The organism is Phenylobacterium sp. (genome assembly GCF_046290725.1).
Taxonomy (GTDB): Bacteria; Pseudomonadota; Alphaproteobacteria; order Caulobacterales; family Caulobacteraceae; genus Phenylobacterium.
Window position 1 is genome coordinate 43,154 of the sequence record NZ_JBKBUH010000002.1, and the last position, 16,643, is coordinate 59,796.

General features: G+C 70.8%; 14 protein-coding genes. 10 read left to right on the plus strand and 4 right to left on the minus strand.

Annotation, left to right across the window (positions count from 1 at the left end):
• Positions 1–23: 23 nt before the first annotated feature.
• The 4 genes from ACK41C_RS11365 (at position 24) to ACK41C_RS11380 (ending at position 4,513) form a co-directional block, all read left to right on the plus strand.
• The gene (locus ACK41C_RS11365; RefSeq protein WP_409654131.1) at positions 24–1,619 is read left to right on the plus strand and encodes a Do family serine endopeptidase; all 1,596 of its coding nucleotides are present in this window, start codon (positions 24–26) and stop codon (positions 1,617–1,619) included.
• 28 nt (positions 1,620–1,647) lie between these two features.
• Positions 1,648–2,319, plus strand: a complete 672-nt coding sequence (locus ACK41C_RS11370; RefSeq protein ID WP_409654134.1) for a response regulator transcription factor — start codon at positions 1,648–1,650, stop codon at positions 2,317–2,319.
• Between the two features lie 123 nt (positions 2,320–2,442).
• Positions 2,443–3,846 (plus strand): sensor histidine kinase, encoded by a 1,404-nt coding sequence (locus ACK41C_RS11375; protein WP_409654137.1) that lies wholly within the window; start codon positions 2,443–2,445, stop codon positions 3,844–3,846.
• A 10-nt stretch (positions 3,847–3,856) separates the two neighbouring features.
• A complete protein-coding gene (locus tag ACK41C_RS11380; RefSeq protein WP_409654141.1) occupies positions 3,857–4,513 on the plus strand; it encodes a DsbA family protein in 657 nt (218 codons plus the stop codon).
• Between the two features lie 4 nt (positions 4,514–4,517).
• Here ACK41C_RS11380 and ACK41C_RS11385 read toward each other — a convergent pair whose 3' ends face one another.
• A complete protein-coding gene (locus ACK41C_RS11385; RefSeq protein WP_409654143.1) occupies positions 4,518–4,955 on the minus strand; it encodes a DoxX family protein in 438 nt (145 codons plus the stop codon).
• A gap of 89 nt (positions 4,956–5,044) precedes the next feature.
• On the opposite strand from ACK41C_RS11385, the gene ACK41C_RS11390 reads away from it, so the two are divergent.
• The 5 genes from ACK41C_RS11390 (at position 5,045) to ACK41C_RS11410 (ending at position 9,953) form a co-directional block, all read left to right on the plus strand.
• Positions 5,045–7,942, plus strand: a complete 2,898-nt coding sequence (locus ACK41C_RS11390) for a bifunctional [glutamine synthetase] adenylyltransferase/[glutamine synthetase]-adenylyl-L-tyrosine phosphorylase (protein WP_409656650.1) — start codon at positions 5,045–5,047, stop codon at positions 7,940–7,942.
• 110 nt (positions 7,943–8,052) lie between these two features.
• Positions 8,053–8,469: an EF-hand domain-containing protein gene (locus ACK41C_RS11395; protein WP_409654146.1), complete on the plus strand. Its 417-nt coding sequence runs from the start codon at positions 8,053–8,055 to the stop codon at positions 8,467–8,469.
• Between the two features lie 32 nt (positions 8,470–8,501).
• On the plus strand, positions 8,502–9,050 hold the full coding sequence (locus ACK41C_RS11400) for an RNA polymerase sigma factor (protein ID WP_409654148.1): 549 nt from the start codon (positions 8,502–8,504) through the stop codon (positions 9,048–9,050).
• 10 nt (positions 9,051–9,060) lie between these two features.
• Positions 9,061–9,483, plus strand: a complete 423-nt coding sequence (locus ACK41C_RS11405) for a hypothetical protein (RefSeq protein ID WP_409654149.1) — start codon at positions 9,061–9,063, stop codon at positions 9,481–9,483.
• The gene (locus ACK41C_RS11410; protein ID WP_409654152.1) at positions 9,483–9,953 is read left to right on the plus strand and encodes a periplasmic heavy metal sensor; all 471 of its coding nucleotides are present in this window, start codon (positions 9,483–9,485) and stop codon (positions 9,951–9,953) included. The genes ACK41C_RS11405 and ACK41C_RS11410 overlap by 1 nt, the downstream gene beginning before the upstream one ends.
• Here ACK41C_RS11410 and ACK41C_RS11415 read toward each other — a convergent pair.
• From ACK41C_RS11415 to pepN, 3 genes are all read right to left on the minus strand, one after another.
• On the minus strand, positions 9,950–12,481 hold the full coding sequence (locus ACK41C_RS11415) for an ATP-binding protein (protein WP_409654155.1): 2,532 nt from the start codon (positions 12,479–12,481) through the stop codon (positions 9,950–9,952). The two genes, ACK41C_RS11410 and ACK41C_RS11415, sit on opposite strands and share 4 nt — an antisense overlap.
• A gap of 179 nt (positions 12,482–12,660) precedes the next feature.
• Complete coding sequence (locus ACK41C_RS11420) at positions 12,661–13,161, minus strand: response regulator (RefSeq protein WP_409654158.1); 501 nt, start codon at positions 13,159–13,161, stop codon at positions 12,661–12,663.
• A 49-nt stretch (positions 13,162–13,210) separates the two neighbouring features.
• The gene (gene pepN, locus ACK41C_RS11425) at positions 13,211–15,829 is read right to left on the minus strand and encodes an aminopeptidase N (RefSeq protein ID WP_409654161.1); all 2,619 of its coding nucleotides are present in this window, start codon (positions 15,827–15,829) and stop codon (positions 13,211–13,213) included.
• A 142-nt stretch (positions 15,830–15,971) separates the two neighbouring features.
• Between pepN and ACK41C_RS11430 the strand changes: the two genes are divergently transcribed.
• Positions 15,972–16,619: an OmpW/AlkL family protein gene (locus ACK41C_RS11430; RefSeq protein ID WP_409654163.1), complete on the plus strand. Its 648-nt coding sequence runs from the start codon at positions 15,972–15,974 to the stop codon at positions 16,617–16,619.
• Positions 16,620–16,643: the final 24 nt, after the last annotated feature.

Below are 16,643 nucleotides of genomic sequence, written 5' to 3' on the forward strand. Positions count from 1 at the left end.
TCCTGCAAGGATTTGAAGGCGATATGACCTCGAAAAAGACCGGTTATCTCCTCGGCGCGGTGGCGGGCCTGGGCGTCGCGACCGCAGCGCTCGCCGGGGCGAGCTTGCGCGACGAGCCCGCGGGCGGTTCTTCGGCTTCGGCGCAATCCGAGGCGACCCTGATCCGCGCCTCGACGGCGCCGATCTTCGCGCCGCCGCCCGGCGCGCCGCTGTCCTTCGCCGACATCTTCGAGCGGGTTTCACCGGCGGTGGTCTCGATCAACGTCACTTCCGAGCTCGATCCTTCGGCCTTCCGCCGCATCCCGGGCTTCGAGAACTTCCCGTTCGACATTGTGCCGCGCGGCCAGCCCCGCGGCCAGGGACAGGGTCAGGACGGCGAGGAGGGCGGGACGACGCCGGAGGGCCAGCCGCGCCTGCCGCGCCAGCAATCGTCCGGATCAGGCTTCTTCATCTCCGGCGACGGCTACATCGTCACCAACAATCACGTCGTGGAGAACGCCAAGGAGATCAAGGTCGTCCTGAAGGACGAGCGCGAGCTCGACGCCGTCGTGGTCGGCCGCGACGAGGGCACCGACCTGGCGGTGCTGAAGGTCAAGGGATCGAACTTCCCCTATGTGAACTTCGAGAACTCAGCCCAGCCCCGCGTCGGCGACTGGGTGATCACGGTGGGCAATCCCTTCGGCCTGGGCGGCACCGCCACGGCGGGCATCATCTCCGCCTATGGCCGGGACATCGGCGAGACCTTCGTCGACTACATCCAGATCGACGCCCCCATCAACCGGGGTAATTCCGGCGGCCCGACCTTCGACGTCTATGGCCGGGTGATCGGGGTGAACACGGCGATCTTCTCGCCTTCGGGCGGGTCGGTCGGCATCGGGTTCGCCATTCCCTCCGACGTCGCGGACGCCATCACCAAGCAGCTGATCTCCAACGGCAAGGTGGTCCGCGGCTATATCGGCGCCACCATCCAGAACTTCACCGCCGAAATGGCTGAAGCTCAGGGCATGGGCGATCAGCGCGGCGCGATCGTCACCGCCGTGGTGCCCGGCGGCCCCTCGGCGCGGGCGGGCCTGCAGTCGGGCGACATCGTCACCTCGGTCAACGGCCGTCGGGTGCGCACCTCCTCGGAGCTGACCCGCGAGGTCGCCAAGGCCGCCGCAGGCGACAACCTGCGGCTCGAGGTGGTTCGCGGCGGGCAGCGCCGCACGGTGGACGTGCGCTCCGGCGTGCGCCCCAGCGAGCGCGAGCTGGCGGCCAACGACAACCAGCCGGGCTCCGGCGATCAGCCGGGCCAGGGCGGGTCGGCGCCCCAGGCGCAGCGGCCTTCGGTCTTGGGCATGGCCATCGCCCCGCTCGACGAAGCGGCCCGGCGGCGGCTGAACCTCGATGCGAGCGTCCGCGGCGTGCTGATCGACCGCGTCGACCAGTCCTCCGACGCAGCCCAGCGGGGCCTGCGCCGCGACGACGTCATTGTCCAGGCCAACGGACGCGAGGTGAACACCGCCGCCGAACTCGCCGCCATTGTCGACGCGGCCCGCAAGGCCGGCCGCCAGAACGTGCTGGTGGGCGTGCACCGGGCCGGGCGCACCTCCTTCCTGCCGCTGAAGATTTCCGGTTAGGCTGCGGCGATCCGGGGGGGTTGAGTCGATGCGCATCCTGATCGTCGAAGACGACGCCGAAGCGGCCGAAGTGATGGTGCGGGGCCTGACCGAGGCCGGGCACGACTGCGTCCGCGCCGGCGACGGGCAGGAGGGCCTGGAGGCCGCCCGCGGCGGAACCTTCGACGTCATGGTGGTCGACCGCATGATGCCCCGCGTCGACGGCGTCACCATGGTCCAGACCCTGCGCCGCGAAGGCGACGGCACGCCGGTGCTGTTCCTCTCGGCGCTTGGCGAGATCAACGACCGCGTGGAGGGGCTGCAGGCCGGCGGCGACGACTATCTGGTCAAGCCCTACGCCTTCGCCGAGCTGATCGCCCGGATCGAAGCCCTGTCTCGGCGGCGCGAGACCGGCTCTGTGCAGACCCTGCTGAGGGTCGGCGAACTGGAGATGGACCTGATCGGCCGCACCGTGCACCGCCAGGGCAAGGAGATCGACCTGCAGCCGCGGGAATTCCAGCTGCTGGAGTTCATGATGCGCCACGCCGGCCAGTCGGTGACCCGCACTATGCTGCTGGAGAAGGTCTGGGAGTACCACTTCGACCCCCAGACCAACGTCATCGACGTGCACATCTCTCGCCTGCGCTCGAAGATCGACAAGGGGTTCGACCGGCCGATGCTGCAGACGGTCCGCGGGGCGGGTTACCGCCTCGATCCCTAGAGCGCGTTCCGCAAAAGTGGAAGCCGGTTTTGCGATCAGAACGCGCTCAAGCTTTTGAATTTAGAGCACGATGCGGCCAGATGATTCCATCTGGCCGCATCGTGCTCTAAGCGGAAGCGCGGCGTGCGCCTGCCCCGGCTTTTCCGGACCACGCCGTTCCGGCTGACACTGCTGTTCCTGGCGCTGTTCGCCGCGGCCGCCAGCGCTTTCCTGGCCTATATCTACCTGGCGACGGCGGGGGAGGCGACGCGGCGCACCGATCGCGTCATCACTCGCGAGATGCGTTCGCTGGAGGCGGCCTATGAGCGCGCCGGCGTTGATGCGCTGAACCAGTCGCTCATCGAGCGGGCGGCCAGCGAGCGGCCGTTCCTCTATCTGCTGATGCAGCCGGACGGCACCCGGATCTCCGGCTCGATCGAGGAGTCACCGCTGGACGAGTTCGACGGCTCGCCCACCTGGGCGACCTTCTCGGTGACCGATATCGACATGCAGGGGCGGGCCGTGCGCCACCCGGCTCGAGGCCTGCAGCAGCGGCTGAGCGGCGGACAGATCCTGTTCGTCGGGGCCGACGTCGGCGACGACCAGGCCTATGTCGTCAAGATCGTCCGCGCCCTCTGGGGCGCCGGCGCCCTGGTGATCGTGCTCGGTCTGGCGGGCGGGGTTCTGGTCAGCCGCAATGTCTCGCGCAGCATGGCCAGCCTCACCGACGTGGTCGCCGCCGTGCGCAATGGCGATTTCGGCGCCCGCGCCCCGGTCCGTGGCGCCCGGGACGAGTTCGACGAGCTGGCCGAGGGGCTGAACGAGATGCTGGACCGGCTGGAGCGGTCCATGGCCGCCCACCGCCACGCCGGGGACGCCATCGCCCACGACCTGCGCTCGCCGCTCACCCGCCTGCGCGCGCGGCTGGAGACGGCCTATCTGGACGTGGAGGCCGGCAAGGGCGACGCGACCGAGGCCTTGGCCCAGGCCCTGGAGGACACCGACGGGGTGCTGAAGACCTTCGGCGCGGTGCTCTCGATCGCCCGGCTGCAGGCCGCGGGCCAAGCGCCCGACCAGACCTTGTTCGACCCGGCCGAGCTGGGCCGCGACATGGCCGAGCTCTATGAGCCGGTCTGCGAGGACAAGGGCCTCGACTTCGCCGCGGAGCTGACTTCCGGCCTGCAGGTGCGGGGCAACCGCGAGTTCCTGGCCCAGGCGCTCGCCAACATCCTGGACAACGCCGTGAAGTACACGCCCGCCGGCGGGGCGATCATGCTGCGGGTGCGCCGCCGATCTTCCGGCGAGGTGGAATACTCCGTCACCGATACCGGCCCCGGCGTGCCGGACAACGACCGTGAGCGGGTGGTCGAGCGTTTCGTGCGGCTGGAGAACAGCCGCAACGAGCCCGGCTCCGGCCTCGGTCTTTCCCTGGTCGCCGCGGTGGCCGAGGCGCATGGCGGCCGGCTGGAGCTGGCCGAAGGGCCGGGCAAGGTGGGCGAGATGGGGCCGGGCCTGCGGGTGGCCTTCGTCCTGCCCCGGGCGGTGTGACCTGGGAGGCTTGGCCTCGCTCGCTGGGCGCCGCCCCCGTCTGACTCTGGCTGCGGCGGTCCTCGCCGCCGTCGCCGTCTCCGCCGGGCTGCAGAGCCGGCCGCCCAAGGCTGCGAAGCTCACCCTGACGCCGGTGGTGGCGCGGGTGCTGGAGGACGGCGGCTCGCCGCGGATCGGCGCGCGGGACCCGGAAGTCGTCGTCGTGGTGTTCACCGACTATCGGTGCGCGATCTGCCGGCGCACGGATCCGGCCCTGGAACGCCTGATCGCCACCGATCCCGGCGTGCAGGTCATCTACAAGGACTGGCCGATCCTCGGAGCAGCCTCCGAGGACGCGGCGAAGGTCGCGCTGGCCGCCCGCAGTCAGGGCAAGTACCTGCAGGTCCACCGCGCCCTGATGACGGCGAAGGGGCCGCTCGACGCCGACGGTCTCCGCCGCGCCGTGGCTTCCGCCGGCGCCGACTGGGAGCGACTGCAGGCCGACCGCGCCGCCCAGGCCCAGGCCATCGAAGCCCAGCTCGCCGGCCACGCCAGCCAGGCGTGGTCGCTCGGCTTCCGCGGAACGCCGGCCTATCTGGTCGGGCCCTATCGCGTAGAAGGCGGGTTGGATGATCGGGACCTGAGCCGTCTGGTGGCGGAGGCGCGCAAGTCGGGCCCCCCGCGCTGACGTCCTACCGCCGCTTCCCGCCGCCGCCGAACAGGCTGTCGACGGCGAACCGCCCCGGCCCGTGGGTGGCCAGATATAGCCCGATCAGCACCAGGCAGGCGGAAGGGAAGGCGCCGCGGATCCCCTGGTGCATGTCGACCATCAGGATGGCGACGACGAAGTTGATCGCGCAGACCAGCCCCGCCCAGCGGGTCAGCAGGCCCAGTACGAGGCCGGCTCCGCACAGGAACTGGGCCCACACCGACAGCGGCGCCATGAACCCGGGATAGGGAAAGCCGTGGCGGGCCAGGAACGTCTCGAACTCCGCCACTCGCGCGGGGCTCTCGATATTGTCCCAGACCCCCCAGATCAGGAACGCGCCGACCATCAGCCGCAGGGCGAGGAGGGCGAGGTCGTCGTGCTTGCGCAGGGGCGAGAGGGTGAGGATATCCGTCGCGCGCATGGGGGCTCTCCGGTTCGCCGGAATGAGGAGCGCAGACGGCGAGTCGCGGCTAGTGAAATCTGGTGACCGGAGCCGCTAAGCTCACCGGCATGACTCGCCTGGTCGACCGCCTTCAGCCCTGTGGCCCCATCGTCGATCCCAAGGCCGCCCAGCGAATGCGGACCGTGCTGGAGGAGCCGGCCGCCGCCGAGGGCTGGACGGACCTGCTGGACGCGGCCTGGCCGGCGCTCGCGCCGGTCTTCGCCGCCTCGCCCTATCTGACCGCCCTGGCGCGCCGCAGTCCCGACCGGCTGCGGGCTCTGCTGGAGGCCGATCCTGCCCCGCGCTTCGAGGACCTTCTGGCGCGCACCGCCGCCCTGGCCGAGGCGGACTGGGAGGCCGCGAAGTCGGGCCTGCGCAAGCTGAAGGCCGAGGCGCACCTGCTGATCGCGCTGGCCGACCTCGGCGACGCCTGGGGCCTGGACGACGTCACCGGCGCGCTGACCCGTTTCGCCGACGCCGCCCTGGCCGCCGCCCTGACCGTGGCCGCCCGCGCCGAGCTGGAGGCCGGCCGCCTGCTGCAGATGGGACAAGGGGAGGCGGGGCCGGTCCCGGGCTTCTTCTGCATCGCCATGGGCAAGCACGGCGCCTACGAGCTGAACTATTCCAGCGACATTGACATCTCGGTCTTCTATGAGCCCGACGCCCTGCCGCTGGCCGAGGGTCTGGAGAGCCAAGCCTTCGCGGTGCGCCTGACCCATCGCCTGGCCGAGCTGATGCAGGACAAGACCGGCGACGGCTATGTCTTCCGTATCGACCTGCGGCTGCGGCCGGACCCGTCCTCCACCCCGCCCGCCGTGCCCGCGCCGGCGGCCTTCGACTACTACGAGAGCGTGGGCCAGAACTGGGAGCGGGCGGCCTTCATCAAGGCGCGCGCCTGCGCCGGCGATGTGGCCCGCGGCCGGGCCTTCCTGGCGGAGCTCGCCCCCTTCGTCTGGCGCAAGAACCTCGACTTCGCGGCTATCGCCGACATCCATTCCATCAAGCGCCAGATCCACGTGCACAAGGTCGATGAGCGCCTGACCGCCAAGGGCGTGGACCTGAAGCTGGGCCGCGGCGGCATCCGGGAGATCGAATTCTACGTCCAGACCCAGCAGCTGATCCTCGGCGGCCGCAATCCGGAGCTGCGGTCGCCGCGCACGCTCGACGCCCTTTTCGCCCTGCGCGACGCCGGCCATGTGGCCCCCGCCGCGGCCGAGGAGCTGGCGGAGGCCTATGTCGCCCTGCGCTCCGCCGAGCACCGGGTGCAGATGCTGGCCGACGAGCAGACGCACAAGCTCCCTGAGTCCGACGCCGACCGACGGCGGGTGGCCGCGCTCTCCGGCTTCGATCGCCTGCCCAGTTTCGACGCCGCCATTGGGCGCATCCTGCGCACCGTGAACCGGCGTTATGGCGAGCTCTTCCCCGAGGAAGAGCAGCTGTCCTCGCGCTTCGGCAGCCTGGTCTTCACCGGGGTGGAGGACGATCCGGAGACCCTGGCGACCCTATCGCGCATGGGCTTCTCCAACCCCTCCCGCATCGCCCAGACCATTCGCAGCTGGCACCACGGCCATATCCCCGCCACCCGCACCGAGCGGGGACGCGAGCTTTTCACCCGGCTGGCCCCGCGCCTGCTAGAGGCCGCCCAGGCGACCGACGCCCCGGATGCGGCCTTCACCCGGTTCGAGGACTTCTTCTCCAAGCTGTCGTCCGGCGTGCAGCTGCAGTCGCTGTTCCTCGCCCAGCCCAAACTGTTCGAGCTGATCGTCCAGGTCATGGCCTTCGCCCCGCGCCTGGCGACGACGCTCGCCCGTCGGCCTGCGGCGCTGGACGCCATGCTCGACGGCGCCTTCTTCGCCGAAATCGACCGGGATGAGGACAAGGCCGCGCTGGCCCTGGCGCTCGCCCGCGCGGACGGCTTCGAAGGCGCCATGGACGCTGTGCGCAGGGTCCATCGCGAACAGGCTTTCCGCGTCGGCGTGCAGGTGATGAGCGGGGCGGCGAGCGCTGAGGCCGCCGGCCGCGCCTTCGCCGACCTGGCCGACATCTGCATCGAGGCTCTTGCGCCCGTCGCCCTGGCCGAGACCGAGCGGCTGGGCGGCGCCTTCCCCGGCGAGGTGGCGGTGATCGCACAGGGCAAGTGCGGCTCGCGCGAGATGAGCGCCGGCTCCGACCTCGACCTCATGACGCTCTACCGCGCCGCCGACCCGGCCGCGGCGTCCTCCATCAAGGAGTGGGGGGCGGAGGTGTTCTACGCGCGCTTCACCCAGCGGCTGATCGCGGCGCTTTCCACGCCGACGGCGGAGGGCGAGCTCTATCAGGTGGACATGCAGTTGCGCCCCTCCGGCACCAAGGGGCCGGTGGCGGTCAGCTTTCCCGCTTTCGAGGACTATTACGGCCGGGAGGCCGAAACCTGGGAATTCCTGGCCCTCACCCGGGCGCGGGTTGTGTGGGCGACCTCGGAGGCCTTCGCCCAGGACGCCGCGGGCGCCCTGGAGGCGGCCCTGCGCAAGCCGCGCCAGCGCAGGCGCACCGCCGCGGATGTGCGCGAGATGCGCGAGCTGATGGAGCGGGAACGGCCGCCGAAAGGGCCGTGGGACCTGAAGCTCTCCCCGGGCGGCCTGGTGGATATCGAGTTCGCCGCCCAGTTCCTGCAGCTCGCCCACGCCGCCGACGGCGGACCCCTGCGCCAGAACACCGCTGAAGCGCTGGAGGCGTTCAAGGCCGCCGGCCTGGCTCCGAAGGTCTTGGTCGACGACCTGATGCGCGCCTGGAAGCTCCAGCAGGACCTCACCCAACTCCTGAAGGTGGCGCTGGGCGACGACCGCGACCCTTCCTCGGAGCCGCGGGCGTTTCAGACCCTGCTCGCCCGCGCCGGCGGTGCGAAGAACTTCTCCGCGCTCCGCACCCGGCTCGACGCCGCCCAGGCCGCCGCCCGGAGCGCCTACGAGGCCCTCGTGGCGGGATAAACGCCTCCAGGGACTGGATCATCCTAGCGCTTTGCAGCGGAGCACGGCGACGGAAGGCGTGAGGATCGCCGTTCAAGTCTTCGAAGGCGTCGAAGAAGGGACCGGTTTCGATGAAGACCATGATGCTCGGCCTCGCGCTCGCATTGGTCGCGGGCGCGGCTCAGGCGCAGATGCGGGCGCCGAACCCCGATCTGGACGGCGACGGCCGAGTGACCTTCGCAGAGTTCAAGAAGGTGCAGGCCGACGGCATGCTGGCCCGGCTGGACGCCGATAAGGACGGGCGCATCTCCCGGGCGGAGATGTCGGCCGTGGCGGATCGGGCGCGGCTGATCAGCGCCGGCGCGCCGGCCCGGGCCCGGACGATGTTCGACCTGGCGGATGCGGACAAGGACGGCTTTCTGTCCCGGGCGGAGCTCGAGGCGGCGTCGAAGCGGCGGTTCGACCGGGCCGACACGGATAAGAACGGCTGGCTCAGCAAGAACGAACTGGCCGCCATGCGTCAGAACCGGGGCCGTGAGACCGACTGAGCGCTATAGTCCGCCGGCAGGCGAGGTGAGGCTTGGAGCTGGGCGAGTCGGACGAGGCGCTTCTGGCGCGTGTCGCCGCGGGCGATCCGGCGGCGGCGCGCGCGCTGGTGGCGCGCAAGCTGCCGCGCGTGCTGGCGCTCGCCCAGCGGATGCTCGGCGACGCCGCGGAGGCCGAGGACGTGGCCCAGGAGACCATGCTGCGGACCTGGCGGCAGGCCGGGAGCTGGCGGACCGGCGAGGCGCGTCTGGACACCTGGCTGCACCGGGTGGCGCTCAACCTCTGCTACGACCGCCTGCGCAAGCGGCGGGAGACCGCTGTCGCCGACCCGCCCGACCGGCCCGACGAGGGGCCGGGGCCAGACCGGGGCCTGCAGGCGCAGGACGTGGGGCGGCGCGTGGCCGCGGCCATGGCGGCCCTGCCGGACCGCCAGCGCGCGGCGATCGCGCTTTGCCATTACCAGGAGCTCGGCAATATCGAGGCGGCCGCCCTCATGGGGGTCAGCGTCGAGGCTCTGGAAAGCCTGCTCTCGCGCGGCCGCCGAGCGCTGCGCAAGGCGCTGTCGGATGTGGTGGACCGATGAGGAGGCGCGCATGACCCGAGAACGGTTCCAGGCCCTCGCCCAGGCCTATGGGGGCGAGATGGCCCACTGGCCGGCGGCCGAGCGGGAGGGCGCCGCCCTGTTCCTCGCCGCCGAGCCGGCTTTCGCGCGCAACGTGCTGGCCAGGGCGGACGAGCTTGACGCCGCGCTGGACGCGTGGCGCCCGCAGGCCGCCTCCCACGCCTTGCTCGAAAGGGTGATCGCCGGCGCGCCGCGGCCCCGGCGCGCCGGGCGGCGGCTATCGGACTGGCTGTGGCGCGCGGGCCTGGGCGCCGGACTGGCCACCGCCTGCGCGGCGGGCCTGGCGCTGGGCGTGGCCCTTTCGGATCAGGTGACCCAACCCACCGCCGCGAGCGAGGCGCTGAGCGCGGCGGCCGATTACGACGCCTTGTTGCTGCCGACGGAGTCCGCCTGATGGGATCGCGCCGCCTGACCGTCCTGCTGGTCGTCTCGCTCGCCCTGAACCTGTTCCTGGTGGGGACCGTGCTCGGCGGACTGGTGGTCGGGCGCCGGATGCAAGGCGAGGGCCCGACGCCGCGGGCCGGGGGGCCGCCCCTGTGGTCGGCGGCCCGCGGCCTGTCGGAGGATCAGCGTCACGCCTATGGCGAGCTGCTGCGCGACCGCGAGATTCGCGCCGAGCTGCGGAGCGCGCGGCTGGCCCGCGCCGAGGCCTGGCGACGGCTCGGCGCCGAGCCGTTCGACGCTGAGGGGGCCCGCCGCGCCCTGGCCGAGGCCCGCGCCAAGGAACTGGCCGCACGCACCGCCATGGAGGACCGCATCGTCGATTTCGCCGGCGACCTGTCCGCCGGGGATCGCGCCCGCTTCGCCGAGGCCCTGGGACGGCCCCCCCACCGGATGAAACACCGGTCTGACGAGCGGCCTTAAGCCGCGGCGCCGGCCGCCGGGACCAAGCCGAGGCCGGTCTGGCGAACGGGCAGGGAGAAGCTGACCACGGTGCCCTCGCCCGGCGCGCTCTTCAGGTCCAGCGCCCCGCCGTGCATCTCCACCAGCGCCTTGGTGAGCGCCAGGCCCAGGCCCGTGCCCTGGGTTGTCTTCGAATGTTGGTTCTCCACCTGCTCGAACGGACGGGCCAGGCGGGCGAGGTCTTCCTCGGCGATGCCGATGCCGGTGTCGCGGACGCTGATCCGCACCCGCTCGCCCAGGGAATCCTGGCGCAATTCGGCGCGGATGCTCACCTCGCCGCCGCGGGGCGTGAACTTGATGGCGTTGGAAAGCAGGTTCAGCAGCACCTGCTTGACCGCACGATAGTCGGCCTCCACCTCCGGCAGGTCGGCCGGGAATTGCAGCCCGAGGTCCAGGCCGGCGGTCTCGGCGCGGTTGCGGACCAGGCGCACGGCGTCTTCGGCGACCTCTTCAAGCGCCAGCGGCTCGAATTTCAGAGTCATCTTGCCGGCCTCGATCTTCGACATGTCGAGGATGTCGTTGATCAGGGCCAGGAGGTGCTGGCCGGAGGAGAGGATATCCTGGGCGTAGCCCTTGTAGCGCCCGTCGCCCAGCGGCCCGAACATCTCGCCCACCATGATTTCGGAGAAGCCGTTGATGGCGTTCAGCGGCGTGCGCAGTTCGTGGCTCATATTGGCCAGGAACTCGCTCTTGGCCTTGTTGGCCGCCTCGGCGCGGACCTTCTCGGCCTCGTACTTGCGGGCCAGTTCCGAGAGCTGCTCCTGGCTTTGCTCCAGGCTGACCACGGCGCGCTGCAACTGCTCCTCCTTCAGCCGGCGCGCCTCCTCCTGGGTCTTGATGACGGTGATGTCGGCGGCGGTCATGACGAGGCCGCCCTCGGCCGTGCGGCGTTCGGAGATCTGAATCCAGCGGCCGTCGGCCAGTTCGGCCTCGCGCTGGCCGCGGCGCCCCTCCGGCGCCTCGCTCTCCCGCTGGATCGCAAGCCGCGCGATGCGGGTGATCTTGTCGTAGGGCGCGCCGGGCTTGAGCAGATCGGGATCGATGGAGAAGAAGCTGCGATAGTTCTGGTTGCACATCAGGAGCCGCCCGTGGCGGTCCCAGAGCACGAAGGCTTCCGACACGCTCTCGATGGCGTCGCGCAGCCGGTTCTCGGCGGCCTGGGCGCGGGCCTGGGCCAGGCGCTCCTCGGTGACGTCCAGGGCCACGCCGATGATCCGGGTGTAGCCGCCGACCCCGGCCGGGCCGAAGGCCTGGCCGCGGGCGTCGATCCAGAGGGTTTTGCCGCCGATCCGCGCCGGCGTGCGGAAGGAGACGTCGAAGCCGCCATAGGCCGCCGCTGCGGCGAGCGCCTGGCGGACCCGCTCCCGGTGTTCGGGGGCGACGCGCTCCAGCACTTCCTGACCCGCGACCACCCCGCCGCCGCCCCATCCCAGCATGGCGCCGGTGACGTCGGACATGAACATGCGGTCGGTGGCCAGGTCCCACTCCCAGATGCCGCAGCGCGCCGCCTCCACGGCCATGCGGAAGCGCTGCTCCGAGGCGACGAAGGCGTCCTGGGCTCGCTCGATCTTGCGGCTCTGGCTGAGCAGCAGCACGCCGAGCGCGAAGGCGGCGGCGAGCGGCAGAACGAGCCAGGCCACCTGCTCGGCGGTGGCGCGCAGCTCCGAAGGCCCGGAGGCGGCCGTGGAGACGCCGATCAGGGCGCCGCCGAGGGCGGGCCGCGCCGAGAGGTCCAGCGCCGCCCCGTCGGGGCGCCGGGCGCGAACCAGGCCCCCGTCGCGGCGCAGGGCGTCGGGAAGCAGGCCAAAGGCTTCCGTCAGGGTGGCGGCCTCGGCCAGGCCGCCGGCCGCGTTGGAGGCGAGCAGAAGGCCCTGGCGGTCGAACAGGGTCTGGGCCTGATCGGCGGCCAACAGGCGCACAAGCCGGCCCTCCGCGCCCGCCAGGACGACGGCGCGCTCCCCGTCGAGCGAGACGACGGCCACCAGGCTTGCGCCTTCCGGCGTGGCGGCGAACCAGATTTCCCGCCCGGAGCGCCGGGCGGCGGCGGCGAAGGCGCCGGTGTCCAGGCCCTCGGCGGAACCGGAGGCGGCGACCGCCTGGGTTCCCTCCAGGACAGCGGCGGCGCTTGCGGCCGGGCCGGCGGCGGCGAGCGCCGTCTCGGCCGCCTCGAGCGGCGCCTCGGGGCGGTCGTTCAGAGCTTTGCGGGCGGCCAGCAGGCCGGCGCGCAGGGCCGCCCCTTCGGCCTCCAGGCGAGCGGCCAGCGCTTCGCTGCGGCCGGGCAGCACGGCGTTGGCCATGGTCGCGGCCTGCGGTTCGCGGGTGATCCGCATGATGGCGAAGGCCGTGTAGATCGCCAGCAGCAGCAGCGTCGAGAGGATGGCGATGCGGATGAAGCGCTGAACGGCGGGCCGGCTGGAACCGGAGGCGAGCCCACCGTACGGCCAAGGTTTGCCGTCCTCGGCCGCGTCATCTCCCCCGCGTTTGGCCAAAAGACCGCCGCTCCTCTGCGCGCTCGCGACGCTCCCCCGCGGAACCTCGCGTCCGACCGGCCGCCCCCCGCCTGGCGCGGTCAACGCCGGCGCGACGAGCGAGTCACCCCGGGCAAGATTCTACGCAAGCCCAAGACTCGCGTCACGGGTTGTTGGCGTGGCGCGGCGGATTTTCCGGTTCAGGCTTTCGGCTTGCGGTCGGCCCGGCGTTCCGGCCCCTTGTAGGCGGGATCGTCGCGCCGGCGGCGGTCGGGACCGAAATAGGTGGCGCTGCGCACGAAAGGGCGGGGATTGTTGATGACCTGCACAATCCGCTTCATCAGGTCGGCGGGGGTCACCGGCTTGATGCAGAACTCGTTCACGCCGGCGTCGCGCGCGGCCATGACGCGGGTCAGATCCGCATGGCCGGTCAGCAGGATGATCGGCGTGTAGGGGGCCGGGCTGTCGGGCGCGTTGCGCAGCCAGCGGGCGAAGGTGACGCCTTCCTCCGTCCCCATCATGTAGTCGAGGATCACGATGTCGGCCGGGTTGGCCTTCATCCGCTGCTTGGCGGCTTCGATGGTCTGGGCGTCGTCCAGCCGGTCGGTGCCGAAGCCCCGCAGCATGGTCTTTACCAAGTTGATAGCATGGGCGTTGTCGTCGACGACCAGGAACTTCACCTTGTTGAGCGAAACGGCCATCGGCGCGAAATCCCCCTGTTCGCCGCAAGTATCGGAGTTTCTAAGGAATTCACTCTGCCAGGGCTTTGCTAGCCAGTTCGTAAACGTTCTTGGAAAGCCCTTCGGTCGCGGCGATCCGCTCCAGCTCCCGTTTCATCAGCGCGCCCAGCGCGGGCGCATAGCGACGCCAGCCGCCCAGCGGTTCCACCAGGCGGGCGGCGGTCATCGGGTTGAAGCCGTCCACCGCCAGGATCTGGTCGGCCAGGAAGCGATAGCCGGCGCCGCTCGGATCATGGAACCGGGCGGGGTTGAAGTTGGCGAAGGTGGAGACCAGCGCCCGCAGGCGGTTGGGCGTCTTGGCGTCGAACGCCGGGTGGGCGGTCAGGCCCAGCACGCGGCCAAGCGCCGACTCGGCCGGATCGCGGGCCTGCAGGGCGAACCACTTGTCGACGACCAGGGGTTCGGCCTTCCAGCGCTCGTAGAAGTCGGCGAGCGCGGCTTCATAGGTCTCGCCGCCGATCAGCATCAGGGCCGAAAGCCCGCCCATGGCGTCGGTCATGTTGGCCGCGGCGCGATAGTGGCCCTCGGCCAGTTCGAGCACGTCGGAGCGGGGATTGGCGGCCATCAGGTCCAGGGCGGCGTTGCGCAGGGCGCGGCGTCCGGCGCTGGCGGCGTCGGCCGAGAACTCGCCCATCTCCTGCAGGCCCAGATGCAGGCGCTTCAGGTCCTCGCCCAGATGCAGCGCCAGCCGCGTGCGCAAGGCCTCGCGCCCGGCATGGATGGCGGCCGGATCGGCCGGCTGTAGGGCGAGCGCCAGATCGGACTCCGCAGGCAGCGCCAGCAACAGGGCCTTGAAGGCCGGGTCGGACGCCTGGTCGCCCAAGGCGCGGCCCATGGCTTCGGCGAAGCGCTCCTCGCCCACCTCGTCGGGACGGCCCTTGGCGCGGGCGAGGATCAGGCTGCGGGCCAGGGCCTGGCCGGCTTCCCAGCGGTTGAAGAGATCGGGATCGGCGGCGAGCTGGACGTAGCGGTCCTTGGCCGGGGCGTCCTGGACCAGGGTCACCGGCGCGGAGAAGCCCCGCAGGGCGGAGATGACCGGCGGAGACTCCACCCCCGTCAAAGTCACCTTGGCTTTGGCGTCCTTCAGGACGACCAAGATTTCGTCCGCAGCCTGGCCGTCGCGCTCGAAGGCCAGGGTCCGGCCGTCGCGGTCCAGCAGGCCGAGCGTGACGGGGATGGGCAGGGGCCTTTTCTCCGGCTGGCCCGGAGTGGGGGCGGTCTCCTGCGACAGTTCGATTTCAAGCCGCTTCGCCGCCGGGTCGTAGGCGTGGCTGAGCGTCAGCTTCGGCGTGCCGGCCTGTTCGTACCAGGCGAAAAAGTCCGAGAGGTCCTGCCCGCTCGCCTCGGCGAAGCATTCGATGAAGGCTTCCACCGTGGTGGCGTGGCCGTCCCAGCGCTCGAAATAGAGGTCCGTGCCCTTCCGGAAGGCGTCGGCCCCGATCAGGGTCTTCAGCATCCGGATCACCTCCGCGCCCTTCTCGTAGATGGTCGCGGTGTAGAAGTTGTCGATCTTCAGATAGCTGGACGGCCGCACCGGATGGGCCAGCGGGCCCTGGTCCTCGGGGAACTGCCGCGCGCGCAGGGCCTTCACGTCCTTGATCCGCTGCACCGCCTCGCCGCGCATGTCGGCCGAGAAGCTCTGGTCGCGGAAGACGGTCAGCCCCTCCTTCAGGCACAGCTGGAACCAGTCGCGGCAGGTGATCCGATCGCCCGTCCAGTTGTGGAAATATTCGTGCGCGACGACGCTCTCGATGCGCTCGTAGTCCAGGTCGGTGGCCGTGGCTGGGTCGGCCAGCAGGAGCGAGGAGTTGAAGATGTTCAACCCCTTGTTCTCCATCGCCCCGAAATTGAAGTCGCGCACCGCCACGATCATGAAGAGGTCGAGGTCGTACTCGCGGCCGAACGCCTCTTCGTCCCATTTCATCGAGCGCTTGAGCGCGTCCATGGCGTAGGCGGCGCGCGGCGCCATGCCGGGATCGACGAAGATCTTCAGCTCGACCTTCCGGCCGCTCATGGTGACGAGGCTGTCCTCGAGCACGTCCAGCTCGCCGGCCACCAGGGCGAACAGGTAGCAGGGCTTGGGGAATGGGTCGTTCCAGACGGCGTAGTGGCGCCCGCCGGGCAGATCGCCCGCCTCGACCAGGTTGCCGTTGGACAGCAGGTGGTGGAACCGCTCGTCGGCCTCGATCCGAACCGTGAAGCGCGACAGCACGTCCGGCCGGTCGGGATACCAGGTGATCTTGCGGAAGCCCTCGGCCTCGCACTGGGTGCAGAACCGGCCGCCGGACATGTAGAGGCCTTCCAGCGCCTTGTTCCCCTCCGGGTCGATCTCGACCTCGGTCTCCAGGAGGAAGGCGTCGGGGACGCTCGGGATGGTCAGGAACTCGGCGTCGATGGTCCGCTCGCCCTCGTTCAGCACCCGCCCGTCGATCGCGACCGAGACGGGCTTCAGCCGCTCGCCGTTTAGCACCAGGGGCAGGTCATGGTCGCCGTTTCGGCGCACGGCCAGCTTCGCCTTCACCCGCGTCGCCCGGGGCGCCAGGTCGAAAGCCAGATCCACCGTCTCGATCAGGAAGGCGGGCGGGGCGTAGTCGGATAGCCGGATGGGCTGGGGCGTGTCGGTGCGCATGGCCGGCATTTAGCCACGGCCCGCGCGCCCCGCCAGGGGGCTCTACGTACGGTCGCGCGAATTGCGCCTTGTCAAAGCCAAGCCTGGCCGTTCGCGCGATCCCCGGTGCGAGGCGATAGCCACACAAAGTTTGGGGATAATCATGACCATCGTTCGTTTCGCGCTCGCCGGGGCAGCCGCTCTCGCCTGCGCCGGCGCCGCACAGGCCCAGGACTTCCAGCCCAAGGCCCAGGGGCAGTGGATGCTGAACGTCCGCGCCACCCAGGTTTCGCCGGACGCCGGCGACCCGATCGTGACCGCCGCGGGCGTCGCGACGGGCCTGCGGGCCGAGGTGAAGGACGACGTGATGCCGACCATCGGCCTCACCCGCTTCCTGACCGACAACATCGCCGTGGAAGTCATCGCCGGGACCACTCATCACAAGGTGAAGGCGCAGGGGCCGGGAACCGACGTCGTGGTGCACGAGACCTGGGTGCTGCCGCCGGTCGTCTCGCTGCAGTACCACTTCGCGCCGCAGGCGCGGGTCAGCCCCTATGTGGGCGCGGGCGTCAACTACATGATCTTCTACAGCGGCGAGGACAAGAACGGCTTCCGTGTCGATCTCGACGACGGCTTCGGCTACGCCCTGCAGGCCGGGGTCGACATCGCCGTCCAGGGGCCGTGGAGCGCCAATCTCGACGTCAAGAAGGTGTTCTTCGAGACCGACGCCACCATCAACGGCGGCGCCTTGAAGTCGAAGGTGAAGCTGGACCCCTGGGTGGTTTCGGCGGGATTCGGTTACAAGTTCTAGACGGCCGCTTCGATCCGGCGGCCT